Source organism: Bosea sp. 685, assembly GCF_031884435.1.
Lineage (GTDB): Bacteria > Pseudomonadota > Alphaproteobacteria > Rhizobiales > Beijerinckiaceae > Allobosea.
The window spans coordinates 1847749-1862511 of record NZ_CP134779.1 but is presented as its reverse complement, the minus strand read 5'-3'; the positions used below and the strand labels follow the sequence as shown (position 1 = coordinate 1862511).

General features: G+C 65.8%; 17 protein-coding genes and 2 pseudogenes. 16 read left to right on the top strand and 3 right to left on the bottom strand.

Annotated elements, in window-relative coordinates:
* The first annotated feature begins 34 nt into the window (after positions 1 to 34).
* From pcaB to pcaC, 5 genes are read left to right on the top strand one after another with little or no spacing between them, the layout of a single operon-like run.
* Positions 35 to 1408, top strand: a complete 1374-nt coding sequence (gene pcaB / locus RMR04_RS10110) for a 3-carboxy-cis,cis-muconate cycloisomerase (protein ID WP_311914513.1) — start codon at positions 35 to 37, stop codon at positions 1406 to 1408.
* Positions 1401 to 2660 (top strand): aconitase X, encoded by a 1260-nt coding sequence (locus RMR04_RS10105; RefSeq protein WP_311914512.1) that lies wholly within the window; start codon positions 1401 to 1403, stop codon positions 2658 to 2660. The genes pcaB and RMR04_RS10105 overlap by 8 nt, the downstream gene beginning before the upstream one ends.
* Positions 2651 to 3061, top strand: a complete 411-nt coding sequence (locus RMR04_RS10100; RefSeq protein ID WP_311914511.1) for an aconitase X swivel domain-containing protein — start codon at positions 2651 to 2653, stop codon at positions 3059 to 3061. The genes RMR04_RS10105 and RMR04_RS10100 overlap by 10 nt, the downstream gene beginning before the upstream one ends.
* Before the next feature lie 32 nt (positions 3062 to 3093).
* Positions 3094 to 3873 carry a 3-oxoadipate enol-lactonase gene (gene pcaD / locus RMR04_RS10095; RefSeq protein WP_311914510.1) on the top strand — a complete coding sequence of 260 codons (780 nt, stop codon included), beginning with the start codon at positions 3094 to 3096 and terminating at the stop codon, positions 3871 to 3873.
* A gap of 11 nt (positions 3874 to 3884) precedes the next feature.
* Positions 3885 to 4280, top strand: a complete 396-nt coding sequence (gene pcaC, locus RMR04_RS10090) for a 4-carboxymuconolactone decarboxylase (RefSeq protein ID WP_311914509.1) — start codon at positions 3885 to 3887, stop codon at positions 4278 to 4280.
* Positions 4281 to 4284: 4 nt separating this feature from the next.
* Here the strand turns inward: pcaC and RMR04_RS10085 are convergent, their stop codons facing one another.
* Both RMR04_RS10085 and RMR04_RS32090 read right to left on the bottom strand, forming a co-directional pair.
* The gene (locus tag RMR04_RS10085; RefSeq protein ID WP_311914508.1) at positions 4285 to 4440 is read right to left on the bottom strand and encodes a flavin reductase family protein; all 156 of its coding nucleotides are present in this window, start codon (positions 4438 to 4440) and stop codon (positions 4285 to 4287) included.
* A 119-nt stretch (positions 4441 to 4559) separates the two neighbouring features.
* Positions 4560 to 4733 (bottom strand): annotated as a pseudogene (locus tag RMR04_RS32090) (flavin reductase family protein); the annotation flags it as partial.
* A gap of 163 nt (positions 4734 to 4896) precedes the next feature.
* On the opposite strand from RMR04_RS32090, the gene RMR04_RS10080 reads away from it, so the two are divergent.
* Entirely contained in the window at positions 4897 to 5058 is a 162-nt protein-coding gene (locus tag RMR04_RS10080) for a hypothetical protein (protein WP_311914507.1), read from the top strand.
* 28 nt (positions 5059 to 5086) lie between these two features.
* Here RMR04_RS10080 and RMR04_RS10075 read toward each other — a convergent pair whose 3' ends face one another.
* A complete protein-coding gene (locus RMR04_RS10075; protein ID WP_311914506.1) occupies positions 5087 to 5791 on the bottom strand; it encodes a GntR family transcriptional regulator in 705 nt (234 codons plus the stop codon).
* Between the two features lie 135 nt (positions 5792 to 5926).
* Here RMR04_RS10075 and RMR04_RS10070 point away from each other — a divergent pair.
* The 10 genes and pseudogenes from RMR04_RS10070 to RMR04_RS10025 all read left to right on the top strand — a co-directional run bounded on the left by RMR04_RS10070 (position 5927) and on the right by RMR04_RS10025 (position 14711).
* Positions 5927 to 6828, top strand: a pseudogene (locus RMR04_RS10070) (dihydrodipicolinate synthase family protein).
* A gap of 32 nt (positions 6829 to 6860) precedes the next feature.
* Positions 6861 to 7187, top strand: a complete 327-nt coding sequence (locus RMR04_RS10065; protein ID WP_311914505.1) for a cupin domain-containing protein — start codon at positions 6861 to 6863, stop codon at positions 7185 to 7187.
* A 10-nt stretch (positions 7188 to 7197) separates the two neighbouring features.
* Positions 7198 to 8430 carry an NAD(P)/FAD-dependent oxidoreductase gene (locus RMR04_RS10060; protein ID WP_311914503.1) on the top strand — a complete coding sequence of 411 codons (1233 nt, stop codon included), beginning with the start codon at positions 7198 to 7200 and terminating at the stop codon, positions 8428 to 8430.
* A 127-nt stretch (positions 8431 to 8557) separates the two neighbouring features.
* A complete protein-coding gene (locus RMR04_RS10055; protein ID WP_311914502.1) occupies positions 8558 to 8965 on the top strand; it encodes a DUF3574 domain-containing protein in 408 nt (135 codons plus the stop codon).
* Positions 8966 to 8974: 9 nt separating this feature from the next.
* Positions 8975 to 9985 carry a 4-hydroxyproline epimerase gene (locus RMR04_RS10050; RefSeq protein WP_311914501.1) on the top strand — a complete coding sequence of 337 codons (1011 nt, stop codon included), beginning with the start codon at positions 8975 to 8977 and terminating at the stop codon, positions 9983 to 9985.
* Between the two features lie 477 nt (positions 9986 to 10462).
* Positions 10463 to 11380 (top strand): branched-chain amino acid ABC transporter permease, encoded by a 918-nt coding sequence (locus tag RMR04_RS10045; protein WP_311914499.1) that lies wholly within the window; start codon positions 10463 to 10465, stop codon positions 11378 to 11380.
* A gap of 5 nt (positions 11381 to 11385) precedes the next feature.
* Positions 11386 to 12768, top strand: coding sequence for a high-affinity branched-chain amino acid ABC transporter permease LivM (gene livM, locus RMR04_RS10040; protein WP_311914498.1), 1383 nt, complete (start codon positions 11386 to 11388; stop codon positions 12766 to 12768).
* A complete protein-coding gene (locus RMR04_RS10035) occupies positions 12768 to 13604 on the top strand; it encodes an ABC transporter ATP-binding protein (RefSeq protein ID WP_311914495.1) in 837 nt (278 codons plus the stop codon). Before livM ends, RMR04_RS10035 begins: the two co-directional genes overlap by 1 nt.
* Entirely contained in the window at positions 13604 to 14335 is a 732-nt protein-coding gene (locus tag RMR04_RS10030; RefSeq protein WP_311914494.1) for an ABC transporter ATP-binding protein, read from the top strand. Before RMR04_RS10035 ends, RMR04_RS10030 begins: the two co-directional genes overlap by 1 nt.
* A gap of 1 nt (position 14336) precedes the next feature.
* A complete protein-coding gene (locus tag RMR04_RS10025) occupies positions 14337 to 14711 on the top strand; it encodes a DUF6867 family protein (protein WP_311914493.1) in 375 nt (124 codons plus the stop codon).
* Positions 14712 to 14763 lie beyond the last annotated feature (52 nt).

Sequence of the window (14763 nt, the reverse complement as noted above, 5' to 3'; positions counted from 1 at the left end):
AAGCTACGCCCGCCGCGCCCCGGTCCGTGGACAGATGAGCGGCTCTCTCGGCCTGTTCGGCGAGTTGTTCGCCGATGCGCAAATGGCAGCGCTGCTCGACGACCGCGCGGCGCTGCAAGGCATGCTGGATTTCGAGGCGGCGCTGGCCCGCGCGGAAGCCACGGCCGGCGTCATCCCAGCCGAGGCCGCAGAAGCGATCGGTGCGCAATGCAAGGCGGAGTTCTACGACATCGCCACCATCGGCAAGGCGGCGACGCTGGCCGGCAATCCTGCAATCCCGCTGGTCAAGGCGCTGACGGCCCGCGTCGCCGCAATCGATCCCGAAGCCGCGAAATGGGTGCATTACGGCGCCACCAGCCAGGATGTGATCGATTCCGGCCATGCGCAGCAATATGGCGCGGCATGGGAGCTGCTTCTGAAGCGAGCAGCCCGTCTTGCGAAGGCCCTCGCTGAGCTGACAAGGCGCCATCGCCACACCCCGATGATCGGCCGCACGTTCCTGCAACACGCCGTGCCGATCTCCTTCGGCATCAAGGCGGCGAACTGGCTCGGCCCTGTCGTCTCCTTCCACGACGACTTCATGATCTACGGCCGATCCGCGCATCAGCTCGGCGGAGCAGCGGGCACGCTGGCTTCGCTCGGCGAGCAGGCCGAGGCCGTCCTTCAGGCCTTCGGCAGAACGATGCCTTCCATCGGCGCCGTCAACACGCCCTGGCACACAGAACGCCAGCGCCCGGCACGGATCGCCACCGGCCTCGGCATCCTCATCGGCCATCTCGGCAAGATCGCGCAGGACATCGCGCTGATGGCGCAAACCGAGATCGGTGAATTGGCCGAACCGGAAGCCCCCGGCAAGGGCGGCTCCTCCGCTATGCCACACAAGCGCAACCCGGTGCTGTGCACGCTGATCCTCGCCGCCGCCAAGCGCGCACCTGGCCTGGTCTCGACCATGCTCGCCACCATGCCGCAGGAACACGAGCGCGCTATGGGCGGCTGGCACGCCGAATGGCTGACGATGACGGAGCTCTTCACCATCGCCGGCTCCGCCTTGAACCAGATGGTGACGCTGATCGAAGGGCTTCAGGTCTTCCCCGAGCGGATGCGGCAGAATCTCGAGCTCACCAATGGCCTGGTCATGGCTGAGCGCGTCTCGCTCGCCCTCGCCGCCAGCATCGGCAGGGGAGAGGCACATCACTTGCTCGAGGAGGCCAGCCGCATCTGCATCGCCAGCGGCCGCCATCTCAAGGAGGTGCTTGCCGAGCCCCCCACCCTCGCCGGCAAGCTGGCCTCCGACGAGCTCGACAAGCTCTTCGACCCGACGACCTATCGCGGCGCGACTGACACAATCATCGACCGCATCCTCGCTCTCTACGAAGAGGAGCGGGAGTATATGGATTCCGATGCTTGAACTCTCCGCCCAGGAACGCAGCATCGCCTCAGGCGCGCAAGGCGAAGGCGCCGCCATGGCGCTGCGCATCGTCACGGAGGCCGCCCGCCTGATGGGGGCGCCGAGGCTGATCCCGATCGCCTCCGCCCATATCGACGGCGCGCTCTATCATGGCGATTCCGGCACGCTCTTCGCCGAAAGGCTGGTCGCGGGCGGCGCCAGGGTCGCGGTGCGTGCCACCTTGAATGTCGGCGCGCTTGCCCCCGCCGGCTGCGCCGCGATCCGCCTGCCCGCGCATGAGCGCGACATGGCGGGGCGGATGATGCGCGCCTATGAGGCCATGGGCTGCGAGCCCTCCTGGACCTGCGCGCCCTATCAGGCGGGACATCGCCCAGCTGTGGGCACAGATGTCGCCTGGGGCGAGTCCAACGCCGTCATCTTCTGCAATTCAGTGCTCGGCGCGCGAACCAACCGCTATGGCGATTTCCTCGACATTGCCTGCGCCATTGCCGGCTGCGCACCCGATTACGGCCTGCACCGGCCGGAGAATCGCGTCGCCTCCCTGCTGATCGACGTCAGCGGCCTGTCATCAACCCTGCGCAGCTCGGATGTGTTCTATCCGGTGCTGGGGACCTATCTCGGCCGCGCCGCCGGCAGTGCGGTCGCGGTCATCGAGGGCTTGCAAGGCTGCACCAATGAGGACCGGCTGAAGGCGCTGGGCGCGGCCGCAGCCTCCGCCGGCGGCGTCGGGCTGTTCCATGTCGCGGGCGTGACGCCGGAAGCGCCCGATGCCGCAACCGCACTCGGGCATGTCCCGCCGCGCGAGCATCTTGTCTTGACCCCACAGGAGTTGCAGGCGGCACTGGCGCGGCTCTCGACCGCCGGCACGACGCAGCGGATCGACGCTGTCGCGATCGGCTCGCCACATCTCTCCCTGGCCGAGATCGCGGAGGTCGAGCGGCTGCTCGCCGGCCGCAGGCTCGCCGCGCCGCTCTATGCCAATACTGGCCGCCATGTGGTGGGGCCGCTCGCTGCCGATGGCCGCCGCGCCGCGCTGGAAGCGGCGGGCGTGGTCTTCGTGGTCGATACCTGCGTCGTCGTCACGCCGATCCTGCCTGAAATCGAGGGCGCGGTGCTGATGACCAATTCCGGTAAGTTCGCACATTGTGCGCCAGGCAATACCGGCTATGCCGTGACCTATGGCTCGCTCTCGGAATGCGTCGAGAGCGCCGTCGCGGGCCGCCTCGTCAGGGAGGCCCAGCAATGGAGCTGACGGCTGAGATCCTGATCCCGGGCGAAGCGGTCTCCGCGTCATGTCTGGCGCTCACCGCCCCCATCAGCTTCTGGGGCGGCGTCGATCCCAAAACCGGCCTGATCATCGATGCGCGCCATCCGCAGCGCGGCGCGAGCATCGCCGGCACGGTGCTGGCGCTGCCGGGCACGATCGGCTCCTCCTCGGCTTCGGCCGTGCTGCTGGAACTCGTCCATGCCGGCAAGGCCCCGGCCGCGATCCTGATGGATGCGCCCGACGCCATCCTGCTGCTCGGCATCATCGTCGCGCGCGAAATGGGCTGGCAAGCACCGCCAGCGCTCCGGTTTCCAGCCGAGCGGCAGCAGGCTTTGGCCGGCCGGCGGCTGACGCTGTCCGCCAGCGGCGCGATCACCGTCAATTGACAACACGCAACTGACAACACGAGAGAAACGCCATGCCGATCGAGACCATCAGGGGCGAACCCTTCAACATCAGGATCGACGGCCCGGCCGACGCGCCCGTGCTGCTGCTCTCGAACTCGCTCGGCACCAATCTCTCGATGTGGGATCCGCAGATCCCGGAATGGTCAAGGGCCTTCCGCGTCGTGCGCTATGATTCACGCGGTCACGGCCAATCGACCGCAGCCGACAAACCCTATTCGATCGCCATGCTCGGCGAGGACGCGCTGGCGATCCTCGATCATCTCGGCATCGCCAAGGCCCATTGGTGCGGCCTCTCCAAGGGCGGCATGGTCGGCCAATGGCTCGCGACCCATGCCGGCAAGCGCCTCGACCGGGTGGTGCTGGCCAATACCGGCGCCCGCATGGGCCCGCCCGATCTCTGGAACACCCGCATCAAATCCGTGCGCGCCAACGGCATGGCAGGGCTGATCCAGCCGATACTGGAGCGTTGGTTCAGCCAGGAGTTCCGTGAGCGCGACAGCGCGACCGTGGCCAAGGTCAGCGAAATGCTCAGCACCACTCCGCCGCTCGGCTACGCCAATTGCTGCGCGGCGATCCGCGACATGGACCAGCGCGAGCCGATCCGCGCGATCACCAATCCGGTGCTCGTCATCATCGGCAAGGTCGATCCCGCGACGCCGCCCGCCGCCGGGCACCTGATCGCTGAGGCCATCCACGGCGCGCAGACGGTCGAGCTCGACGCCGCCCATCTCTCCAATCTCGAGCAGCCTGCCGCCTTCACCAAGGCGGTGCTCGACTTCCTGCAAGCTTGAGGTCAACCGCCATGGACGAGAAAACCCGTTACGACAACGGCATGAAGACCCGCCGGGCCGTACTGAGCGACGCCTATGTCGACAAGGCTAGCGCCGGCGTCACCGCCTTCAATGGCGAGTGGCAGGAGTTCATTACCCGCACCGCCTGGAACGACATCTGGAACCGGCCCGGCCTGGTGCGCCGGGAGCGCTCGATCATCGTGCTCTCGATCGCCTGTGCGCTCGGCGCCTGGGGCGAGTTCCGCATCCATGTCCGCGGTGCGCTCAATAACGGCATGACGCGCGACGAGATCAAGGAGGTGCTGATGCAGGCGGCGATCTATGCAGGCGTCCCCGCCGCCAACCACGCCTTCAAGGAGGCGGCCAGCGTCTTCGCCGAGATCGAGGCGGAAGCCAGCAAGCCTTGAGCCATCAGACCGTCTCGAAGCGCCGGTCGCGATAGATCAGGCCGGCGCCCTGCCCCGTACCGCCCAGTGCCAAGACCTCGCCAATGACGATGCGATGCGTCGCGACCTCCTGGATCGCGATGAGCCGGCAATCGAAGGCGGCCAGTGCCTGCTCCAGCACCGGCGCGCCACTCGCCAGCCTGCCCCAGCGCGCCGAGGCGAAACGCGCCTCCCCCTCGATGCCGCGACGCCCGGCAAGGTCTCAGCCAGGTCGGCAGAGCCACCTGGCAATGTGTTGATGCAGAAGACGCCGTTGGCCGCGATCGCCGCCAGAGTCCGGCTGTTGCCCTCGATGCAGACCAGCACGGTCGGCGGCGCGTCCGAGACCGAAGCGACGGCGGTCGCGGTCAAGCCGGCTCGGCCGTTTTGCCCCGCCGTCGTGACGATATGGGTCGGGCTCGCCAGCCGCGCCATGGCGTCACGGAAGGCCTGCCCATCGGCCGCCGGCGTCAGGCGCGGCGCCGCCTCAACGATCTTGGTCATTCGCCCAGCCTGCTGCATGAACTCTAGCCCGTTGATTTAGGGGCGCACGCCCGCGAAAGCCAGTTCACGGAACGACACACCGGCTCGTTCAATCATGAGCCGTCTTGATGAAGACAACGTGTTCGAGACCTTCGAAATGGCGATCGCAGATCAGGCAGTCGCCGCTCTTGTCGAGCGCCGCGGCATGGGCGCCCCCTCCACCATGGCGAGCGGCGAGTTCGACGCGACTTCAGAAGATATATCAGAGGTGCTCTAACCCTGCCCGCATCGCTCCGCCCGACCTCTCAATCCCGCCCCAGCGCGCCGAGCAGGCCACGACGAAAATGCAGCATCAGCGCGTCACTCGCGATCATCGCTGCGGCAGGATCGGCCGTCGCGATCGCCTGCGCGAAGGCGACATGCAGATGCGCGGAGGGCACGAGGTCGTCCTGCCGCTCGAAATGATACCAGGCGCGCCGCATCAGCGCCTGCAGCGGCTCGACGGCGCGCGTCGCATAGGGGCTGCGCGCGGCAGCCGCCACCATGCCGTTGAGCTCCGTGTCGATGCGCATGAAGGCGTTGACGTCGCCGGTTTCGGCCGCCGCGCGCATCGCCTTGGCCTGCTCGATGATGAGGATGCGCTCGCGCGGGCTCGCCCGTTTGGCGGCATCGCCCGCGATCAGCCGCTCCAGCACCTCGCGCGCATCGAGCGCCGCCATCACGTCGATGGCGTTGATGTCGGCTACGGCGACGCCCTTGCGCGGCAGGATCTCGACCAGCCCCTGCTGCGCCAGCCGGATCAGCGCCTCGCGCACCGGCGTGCGCCCGACGCCGACGAGATCGATCAGCTGCGCCTCCGTCAGCACCGCGCCTGGACGCAACGACAGGGTCACGATCGCCTCCTCGAGCCGGCGATAGGCCGTCTCCGACAGGCTGGGCGCCGCAGGCGGCGGAAGCGGGGCAAGTGCCTCCTCATCGGCACGGGCATCGGAGACCGGGCGCAGACTCATGCGCGCTCCGACAGTCGATAAGGTTGGATTGACGCGCGACCGATCATTGATATATCACCTATGTCGCTGAGAGCCGAAGCTCGCCTGTTTGCAATCTGCAAGCGAAACGGGCCGGCGCGCAAGGAGCTTTGTGCCATGAGCCATTGGACCGGCGTTCTGCCTGCGGTGACGACGAAATTCACCAGCGACGACCATCTCGACATTCCCGAAATGGAGCGTTGTTTCGCCCTCCAGATCGAGGCCGGCGTACACGGGCTGATCGTCTGTGGCTCGCTCGGCGAGGCCTCGACGCTGGAACCCGATGAGAAGATCGAGGTCCTGAAAACCGCCTTGCACGTCGCCGCCGGCAAGGTGCCGGTGCTGCTGACAGTCTCTCAGGGCTCGACCAGGGCTTCCTGCAAACTGGCGGAAGCCGGTGCCAAGGCCGGCGCGGCCGGCTTCATGGTGCTGCCCGGCATCCCCTATAAATCCGAGCCACACGAGACCGCAGCGCATTACCGGACCGTTGCCAAGGCTGGAGGCCTGCCGGTGATGATCTACAACAATCCGCCCGCCTACGGCGTCGATATCCCGCCCGCCATGCTGGTCGAGCTGGCCGATGAGCCGCTCTTCACAGCCATCAAGGAATCGTCCGACGACATCCGCCGCATCAGCGAGATCAAGTCGCTCTGCGGCGATCGTTTCAAGCTGCTGACCGGCGTCGACAACCTCGCCTTGGAAAGCCTGGCGATGGGTGCCGATGGCTGGGTCGCGGGGCTGGTCGTGGCCTATCCGCGCGAGACCGTCGCGATCTACGAACTCGCCAAGGCCGGCCGCATGAACGAGGCGATCGCGATCTATCGCTGGTTCCGCCCGCTGCTCGATCTCGACGTCTCGGCGAGACTCGTCCAGAACATCAAGCTGGTCGAGGCGCTGGTGATTGGCTCCAATGACCGCTGCCGCGCTCCGCGTCAGCGCTGCAGGGCTCCGAACGTGCCCGCCTCACGGCGATCGTCAAGGCAGCCGAAGCGACACGTCCGACGCTGCCGAGTTTCTGAAAGACCCGAGTTTCTAAAAGACCGGAGACGCCATGGCCTTCGCCTGCACCCTCCCCGCCATCCCGACGCTCCAGCAGGATGACGAGACGATCCGGATCACGCGCTGGGATTTCGAGCCCGGCGCCGTGACCGGCTGGCATACGCATGGCTGGCCCTATTTCGTGGTGATGCTGGTCGCGGGCACGCTGCGCATCCACGACGGCAAGACGGAAACCGATGTGCCGCTGGCGCAGGGCCAGGCCTATATGCGTCCGGCGGGTGTCCAGCACGACGTCATGAACGGCTCCACCCACCCGATCGCCTTCGTCGAGATCGAGGTGAAGCAGCCCGGCGCTCTGAAGGAATTGTCGCTGCCATGAAGGCCCTGTCGTGAAGATCGCCGTCGTCGGCGCCGGCATCGTCGGCTGCGCCATCGCGCATGCCTTGCTCGACGAAGGCCATGAGGTCCTGATCCTCGACAAGGAAGGGCCCGCCTTCGGCCCCTCGCGCGGCAATGCCGGCTGGATGGCTCATACCGACATCCTGCCGATCGCCAGTCCCAAAAACCTGCGGCAGGTGCCGAAATTCCTGCTCGATCCGCTCGGGCCGCTCTCGATCCGCCCGGCCTATTTTCCCAAGCTCCTGCCCTGGCTCGTCCGCTTCGTACTGGCGGCGCGGCCGGATGCCTATGAGCGTTCGATCCAGGGGCTCGCCGCCCTGCAGCAGCTCGCCTTGCCGGCCTGGCTGGCGCGGGCCGAGAGCCTGAACCTCAGCCGCCACATCCATCGCCAGGGCGGGCTCTATGTCTTCACCGACAAGGCGGCTTTAGACGAGGCCGGCCATGTCGCCAGGCGTCAGGCGGAGTTCGGCATCAAGGTCGAGATGATCGGCCCCGAGGAGCTCAGCCAATTCGAGCCGGCGTTGAAGCGGCGCTTCGTCGGCGCCGCCTTCCATCCCGACACTGCCCATATCAGCGATCCCCTGCAATTGACGCTGGCCCTGCTCGAGGCGGCGCTGGCGCGCGGCGCGGTCTTCGAGAAGGCCGAGGTCAGCAACATCTCGATGGGCGAGCGCCCGTCCCTGATCGGCCCCGATGGCTGGCAACGCGTCGTCGATCGCGCGGTGATCGCGGCAGGCGCCTGGTCGAAGCCGCTGGCGGCAGCGCTCGGCGATGCCGTCCCGCTCGACACCGAGCGCGGCTACAATGTCAGCTTTCCCGGCGTCACCGGCCTGACCTCGCGCCCGGTCGGTTTCGAGGGCCATGGCTTCGTCATGACGCCATTGGAGAGCGGCCTGCGCATCGGCGGCGCCGTCGAGTTCGGCGGGCTGAAGGCTGCGCCCAACCACGCTCGGACACGCAGCCTCTACGACAGGGCCGCGAGCCTGGTCGACGGCCTGCCGCCCTTCGAGAGCGGGACGCTCTGGATGGGTTTTAGGCCGTCGCTGCCGGATTCATTGCCCGTGATCGGCGAGGCGAGCCGCAATCGCCACGTCGTCTACGCCTTCGGCCACGGCCATTACGGCATGACGCAATCGACCGCGACGGCAGGCCTCGTCGCCGCGTCGATCGCCGGCCGCAAGCCCGCGATCGATCTCGCGCCCTTCAGTCCGCGCCGGTTCTAAAAGCCATGACCACCGGCCCAATCCTCAGTATCGAGACGAAGGCGGGCGCGGGAATCGCCCCTGCCCTCCCGATCGAGCACGGCCTCCCGGCGCCTGAAACAGGATCTGGGCCGATGGGGCCAAGACGATGATTCGTACCCTGTTTCTGGCCGGCCTCGCCTGCCTTGGCGGCTGCGCCACCGTCGCGCCGCTCGCCTGCACGCCGGGCCAGCAGGCGATGCTCGTCGCTGAATTGCTGTTCGGCCGCAATATCGGCGACAGGCTCGGCGTCAGCGAGAAAGCCTTCGGCCGCTTCGTCGATGACGAGGTGACGCCGCGCTTCCCCGACGGGCTGACGATCCTTGCCGGGCAAGGGCAGTATCGCGATACCACGCGCGGCGTCCTGGTGCGGGAGCAGGCAAAACTCCTCGTCCTCGCCCTGAAGGACGAGCCCGAAGGGCGCGCCAAGCTCGCGGCCATCGCCGAAGCCTATAAGCAGCGTTTCAACCAGCAATCGGTCGGCACGATCCTGAAGCCGGCCTGCATATCCTTCTGAGTGGATGCCATGACGACCCACACCTTCTTCTGCGTCGACGGTCATACCTGCGGCAATCCGGTGCGCCTCGTCGCCGGCGGCGGCCCTGCCCTGAAGGGCAACACCATGGTCGAGAAGCGCGCGCATTTCCTGGCGGAATTCGACTGGATCCGAACCGGGCTGATGTTCGAGCCGCGCGGCCACGACATGATGTCGGGCGCGATCCTCTATCCACCGACGCGCGAGGACGCCGACATCGCCTTCCTTTTCATCGAGACCTCGGGCTGCCTGCCGATGTGCGGCCATGGCACGATCGGCACCGTCACCATGGCGCTGGAGCGCGGGCTGGTGACGCCGCGCCGGGAGGGCGTGCTGAAGATCGACACGCCCGCCGGCCTCGTCACCGCGACCTATGTCCGCAACGGGCCCTATGTCGACAGCGTCCGCATCACCAACATCGCCTCCTATCTGCACGCGACCGGCCTCTCTGCCGAGATCGAAGGGCTGGGCGAGGTTAAGGTCGATGTCGCCTATGGCGGCAATTTCTACGCGATCGTCGATCCGCAAGCCGCGATCCGCGACATCGCGGAGGTGAACCCCTCAGACCTGCTGCGCTGGAGCCCGAAGCTGCGCGCTGCCCTCAACGCGAAATACCAGTTCGTCCACCCCGAGAACCCAGCGATCAACGGCCTCTCCCATATCCTCTGGACAGGCGCGCCGACGAAGCCCGAGGCGCATGCCCGCAACGCCGTGTTCTATGGCGACAAGGCGCTCGACCGCTCGCCCTGCGGCACCGGCACCTCCTCGCGCATGGCGCAATGGGCCGCGCAGGGAAAGCTCAAGGTCGGCGACGACTTCGTCCATGAGAGCATCATCGGCACGCTCTTCCGCGGCCGGGTCGAGGCGGCGGCGAAGGTCGGCCCCCATGACGCGATCATCCCTTCGATCGAGGGCTGGGCCCGGATGACCGGCTATAACACCATCTTCATCGACGACCGCGACCCGCTGGCGCATGGCTTCCAGCTCGCCGACCGTGCCTGACGCGGCAAAACTGCCCAAGAGCATTGCTCTTGCGAAAAAGTGGGTACCGGTTTTTCGCAAGAGCAATGCTCTCAACTCCTGGAATCGATCACGTTTTTCGCATTCGGACGGAACCGTCCGAATGCGACGTGATCTAGCGTCGGGCGACGCAGCCATGCTCCGTTGGAAGCCGATTGGGTGCAGAAAGATCATCCTAGACGGTTTTTCGCGCCCATATTCACAGCGCATCAGGCCCAAATACCCGTTGCAGAAGTGCCCACCTCGCAATCATCTTGCGCGAAATCGCCGCCGTACCGCAGAGATGCCTGCACAAACAGCAGGCAAAACGTGCCAGATTGCTTTTGACAGAATTGTGGCCCGGCGCGATTGTCGAAGCCGCAAGCCGTTGGTAGCTCTGCGTAGCAATCGCATCCCGCATGCGTCGGCGTCATGCCGCCGAAAAGAACGGGAGCGGATGAGAGGGGTTAGGCGTCGTCAATGGAAGTGTTTCTCCAGCAGCTCATCAATGGGCTGACCCTGGGGTCGATCTACGGCCTCATCGCCATCGGCTACACGATGGTCTTCGGCATCATCGGCATGGTGAACTTCGCCCATGGCGACATCTTCATGCTGTCGGCCTTCATCGCGCTGATCTTCTTCATGCTGATCGCCTCCTGGTTCGGCGCCGGGCTGATCGTGGTGGCGCTCATCGTCGTGCTCGCCTTGGCGATGTTCTTCACCTCGCTGTGGAACTGGGCGATCGAACGCGTCGCCTACCGACCGCTGCGCGGCTCCTTCCGCCTCGCGCCGTTGATCTCGGCGATCGGCATGTCGATCTTCCTGTCGAACTTCGTCCAGGTCGTGCAGGGCCCGCGCAATAAATCGACCGCGCCGATGCTGAACGACTCGATCACGCTGATCGAAAGCGCGACCTATTCGGTCCAGATCTCCTACAAGCAGATCGTCATCATCGTGACGACGGCCGTGCTGCTGGCGGCCTTCTGGTACATCGTCCAGAAGACGCCGCTCGGTCGGGCTCAGCGCGCCTGCGAGCAGGACCGCAAGATGGCCGCGCTCCTTGGCATCGACGTCGACCGCACGATCTCGATCACCTTCATCATGGGCGCCGCCTTGGCCGCGGTCGCCGGCGTGATGTACCTCGTCCTCTACGGCGTGGTCTCATTCAATGATGGCTTCATCCCCGGCGTGAAGGCCTTCACCGCCGCCGTGCTCGGCGGCATCGGCTCGCTGCCCGGCGCCGTCATCGGCGGCCTGCTGATCGGCCTGATCGAGGTGATGTGGTCGGCCTATTTTACCATCGACTACAAGGACGTCGCGGCCTTCTGCATCCTCGCGATCGTGCTCGTCTTCATGCCCTCGGGCATCCTTGGCCGCCCCGAAGTCGAGAAAGTCTGACAGCCATGGCGACGACCATTTCGACGCCCGCGGCGCCTCCTCGCGACATCAAGGCGGCGCTCAAGGAGGCCGGCTTTGCCGCCCTCGTCACCTTCGGCCTGTGCATCCCGATCATCGCCTGGGGCACCCGCCAGAACATGGAGAACGTGCTGGTGCTCGACCAGCGCTGGGAGGCCGTCGCCTGGGCCGTCGCCATCGTCTTCATCGGGCGCTTCCTGGTGGTGCTGCGCCAGCAGGGCAAGGACGAGCGCAAGTCGCTGGTGCGCTTTCTGCCGCACGGCACCTTTGCTTTCTTTCAGCGCAACTCGCGCATCTTCTCGCTGTTCGGGCTCGGTTTCCTCATCACCTTCCCGATGATCGCGATCGGCCTGAGCGGCTGGGGCGGCGCGTTGAAATGGATCGACAATTTCGGCGTCCAGATCCTGATCTACGTCATGCTCGGCTGGGGGCTGAACATCGTCGTTGGCCTCGCCGGTCTGCTCGACCTCGGCTATGTCGCCTTCTACGCGGTCGGCGCCTATTCCTACGCGCTGCTGGCCAAGAATTTCGGCCTGTCCTTCTGGGTCCTGCTGCCGCTCTCGGGTATCCTCGCCGCCTTCTGGGGCATGCTGCTCGGCTTCCCCGTGCTGCGCCTGCGCGGCGACTATCTCGCCATCGTCACGCTCGCCTTCGGCGAGATCATCCGCCTCGTTCTGATCAACTGGGTCGATTTTTCCAACGGCTATGCCGGCATCTCCGGCATTCCGCGGCCGAGCTTCTTCGGTATCCCGTTCAATGCCAGCGACGAAGGCTTCGCGGCCGTGTTCGGGCTGGAATTCTCGCCGCTCTACCGAACGATCTTCCTCTATTACCTGATCCTGGCGCTCGCGCTGCTGACCGCCTTCGTGACGCTACGGCTCAGACGATTACCAGTGGGCCGCGCCTGGGAAGCCCTACGCGAGGACGAAATCGCCTGCCGCTCGCTCGGCATCAACACCACCAACACCAAGCTCACCGCCTTCTCGATCGGCGCCATGTTCGGCGGCTTCGCCGGCGCCTTCTTCTCGGCGCGGCAGGGCTTCATCTCGCCTGAATCCTTCGTCTTCATGGAATCGGCGATGGTGCTGGCGATCGTCGTGCTCGGCGGCATGGGTTCGCTCTGGGGTTGCGCCATCGCCGCGATCGCCATGATCGGCGGCACCGAGCTGCTGCGCGAGCTCGACTGGCTGAAGGCGATCTTCGGCAATGATTTCGACCCGACCAAATACCGCATGCTGATCTTCGGCCTGGCCATGGTGGTGATCATGATCTGGAAGCCGCGCGGACTGATCTCGACGCGTGAGCCGACTGCCTTCCTCAAGGAAAAGAAGGCGATTTCGTCCGACATGGTCCAGGAGGGCCACGGCTGATGGTGACCGCCCCGCTTCTCCAGGTCGAGCATGTCACCATGCGTTTCGGCGGCCTCACCGCCGTCAACGACCTCTCCTTCGAGGCCCGCAAGGGCGATATCACCGCACTGATCGGCCCCAACGGGGCCGGTAAGACCACGGTCTTCAACTGCATTACCGGCTTCTACAAGCCGACCGAAGGCATGATGGCGCTGACACATGACAGCGGCGCGAGCTATCTGCTCGAGCGGATGCCGGACTTCCGGATCTCATGGAAAGCGCGGGTTGCCCGCACCTTCCAGAACATCCGCCTCTTCGGCGGCATGACCGTGCTGGAAAACCTTCTCGTCGCCCAGCACAACCCGCTGATGATCGCCTCGGGCTTCACCTTCCTCGGCGTGCTCGGCGTCGGCGGCTACAAGGCGCGCGAGAAGGAAGCGATCGAGAAGGCCAAGTTCTGGCTGGAGAAGATCAAGCTGATCGACCGCGCCGACGATCCCGCCGCCGACCTGCCCTATGGCGACCAGCGCCGCCTCGAGATCGCACGCGCCATGTGCACCGAGCCGGTCCTGCTCTGCCTCGACGAACCGGCTGCCGGCCTCAACCCGCGCGAGAGCCATGACCTCAACGAGCTGCTGCTCTCGATCCGCAAGGATATCGGCACAGCGCTCCTGCTGATCGAACATGACATGTCGGTGGTGATGGAGATTTCAGACCATGTCGTGGTGCTCGACTACGGCACCAAGATCGCCGACGGCACGCCGGCCGAGGTCCAGGCCGATCCCAAGGTGATCGCCGCCTATCTCGGCGTCGACGACGACGAGGTCGCGGCCGTTGAAGCAGAGGTCGGACTGTGATGACCGAAGCTCAGCCTCTTCTCACCGTACGCGGCGTCAAGACCTATTACGGCAAGATCATCGCTCTCAAGGGCGTCGACATCGACGTCCATGCCGGCGAGATCGTCACCATGATCGGCGCCAACGGCGCCGGCAAATCGACCCTGATGATGACGATCTTCGGCAACCCGCAGGCGCGCGAGGGCACGATCACCTATGAGGGGCGCGACATCACCAAGATGCCGAGCCACCTGATCGCGAGGCTGGGCATCGCTCAATCCCCAGAGGGACGGCGCATCTTCCCGCGCATGACCGTCTACGAGAATCTGCAGATGGGCGCGGCCGTGCGCGACCTCGCCCATTTCGACGAGGACCTCGAAAAGATCTGCGTGCTCTTCCCGCGCATCAAGGAGCGGCTGCAGCAGCGCGGCGGCACGCTCTCGGGCGGCGAGCAGCAGATGGTTGCGATCGCGCGCGCCCTGATGGCCAGGCCCAAGCTGCTCCTGCTCGACGAACCCTCGCTGGGGCTTGCCCCGCTGATCGTGAAGCAGATCTTCGAGGCGATCCGAGAACTCAACAAGACGGAAGGGTTGACCGTCTTCCTGGTCGAGCAGAACGCCTTCCACGCGCTCAAGCTCGCCCATCGCGGCTATGTCATGGTCAACGGCGTCGTCACCATGAGCGGCACGGGCCAGGAGCTGCTCGCCAATCCGCAGGTGCGCGCCGCCTATCTCGAAGGCGGGAGGCACTGACATGCAAGGCATCCTCTACGAAGAACCGACGGTCTGGCTGTTCCTGCTGGTCACGGTGGTGATGGGCGGCTGGCTCGCCTGGATGTCGGGCCGCGCCGTGGCCAAGGCATGGAAGCCGACTGTCCAGCTCGTGCTCTACATCCTGGTTCTCGGGCTCGCCGTGCGCTTCATCCATTTCGCACTGTTCGAGGCGACGCTGCTGACGCTGCACTACTACATTGTCGATACCATCGTGCTGATGGCTTTCGGCTTCGCTGGCTGGCGCTACAACCGCGCCAGGCAGATGACGACCCAATATCGCTGGCTCTTCGAGCGCACCGGCCCATTCAGCTGGAAAGCGCGCGAAGGCGCAAAGATCAGGGCCGAAATAGCCTGAAAATGGCGACGAGCTTGACGCGTGACAGACCGTTGAAAAAGCGCAAGACTGC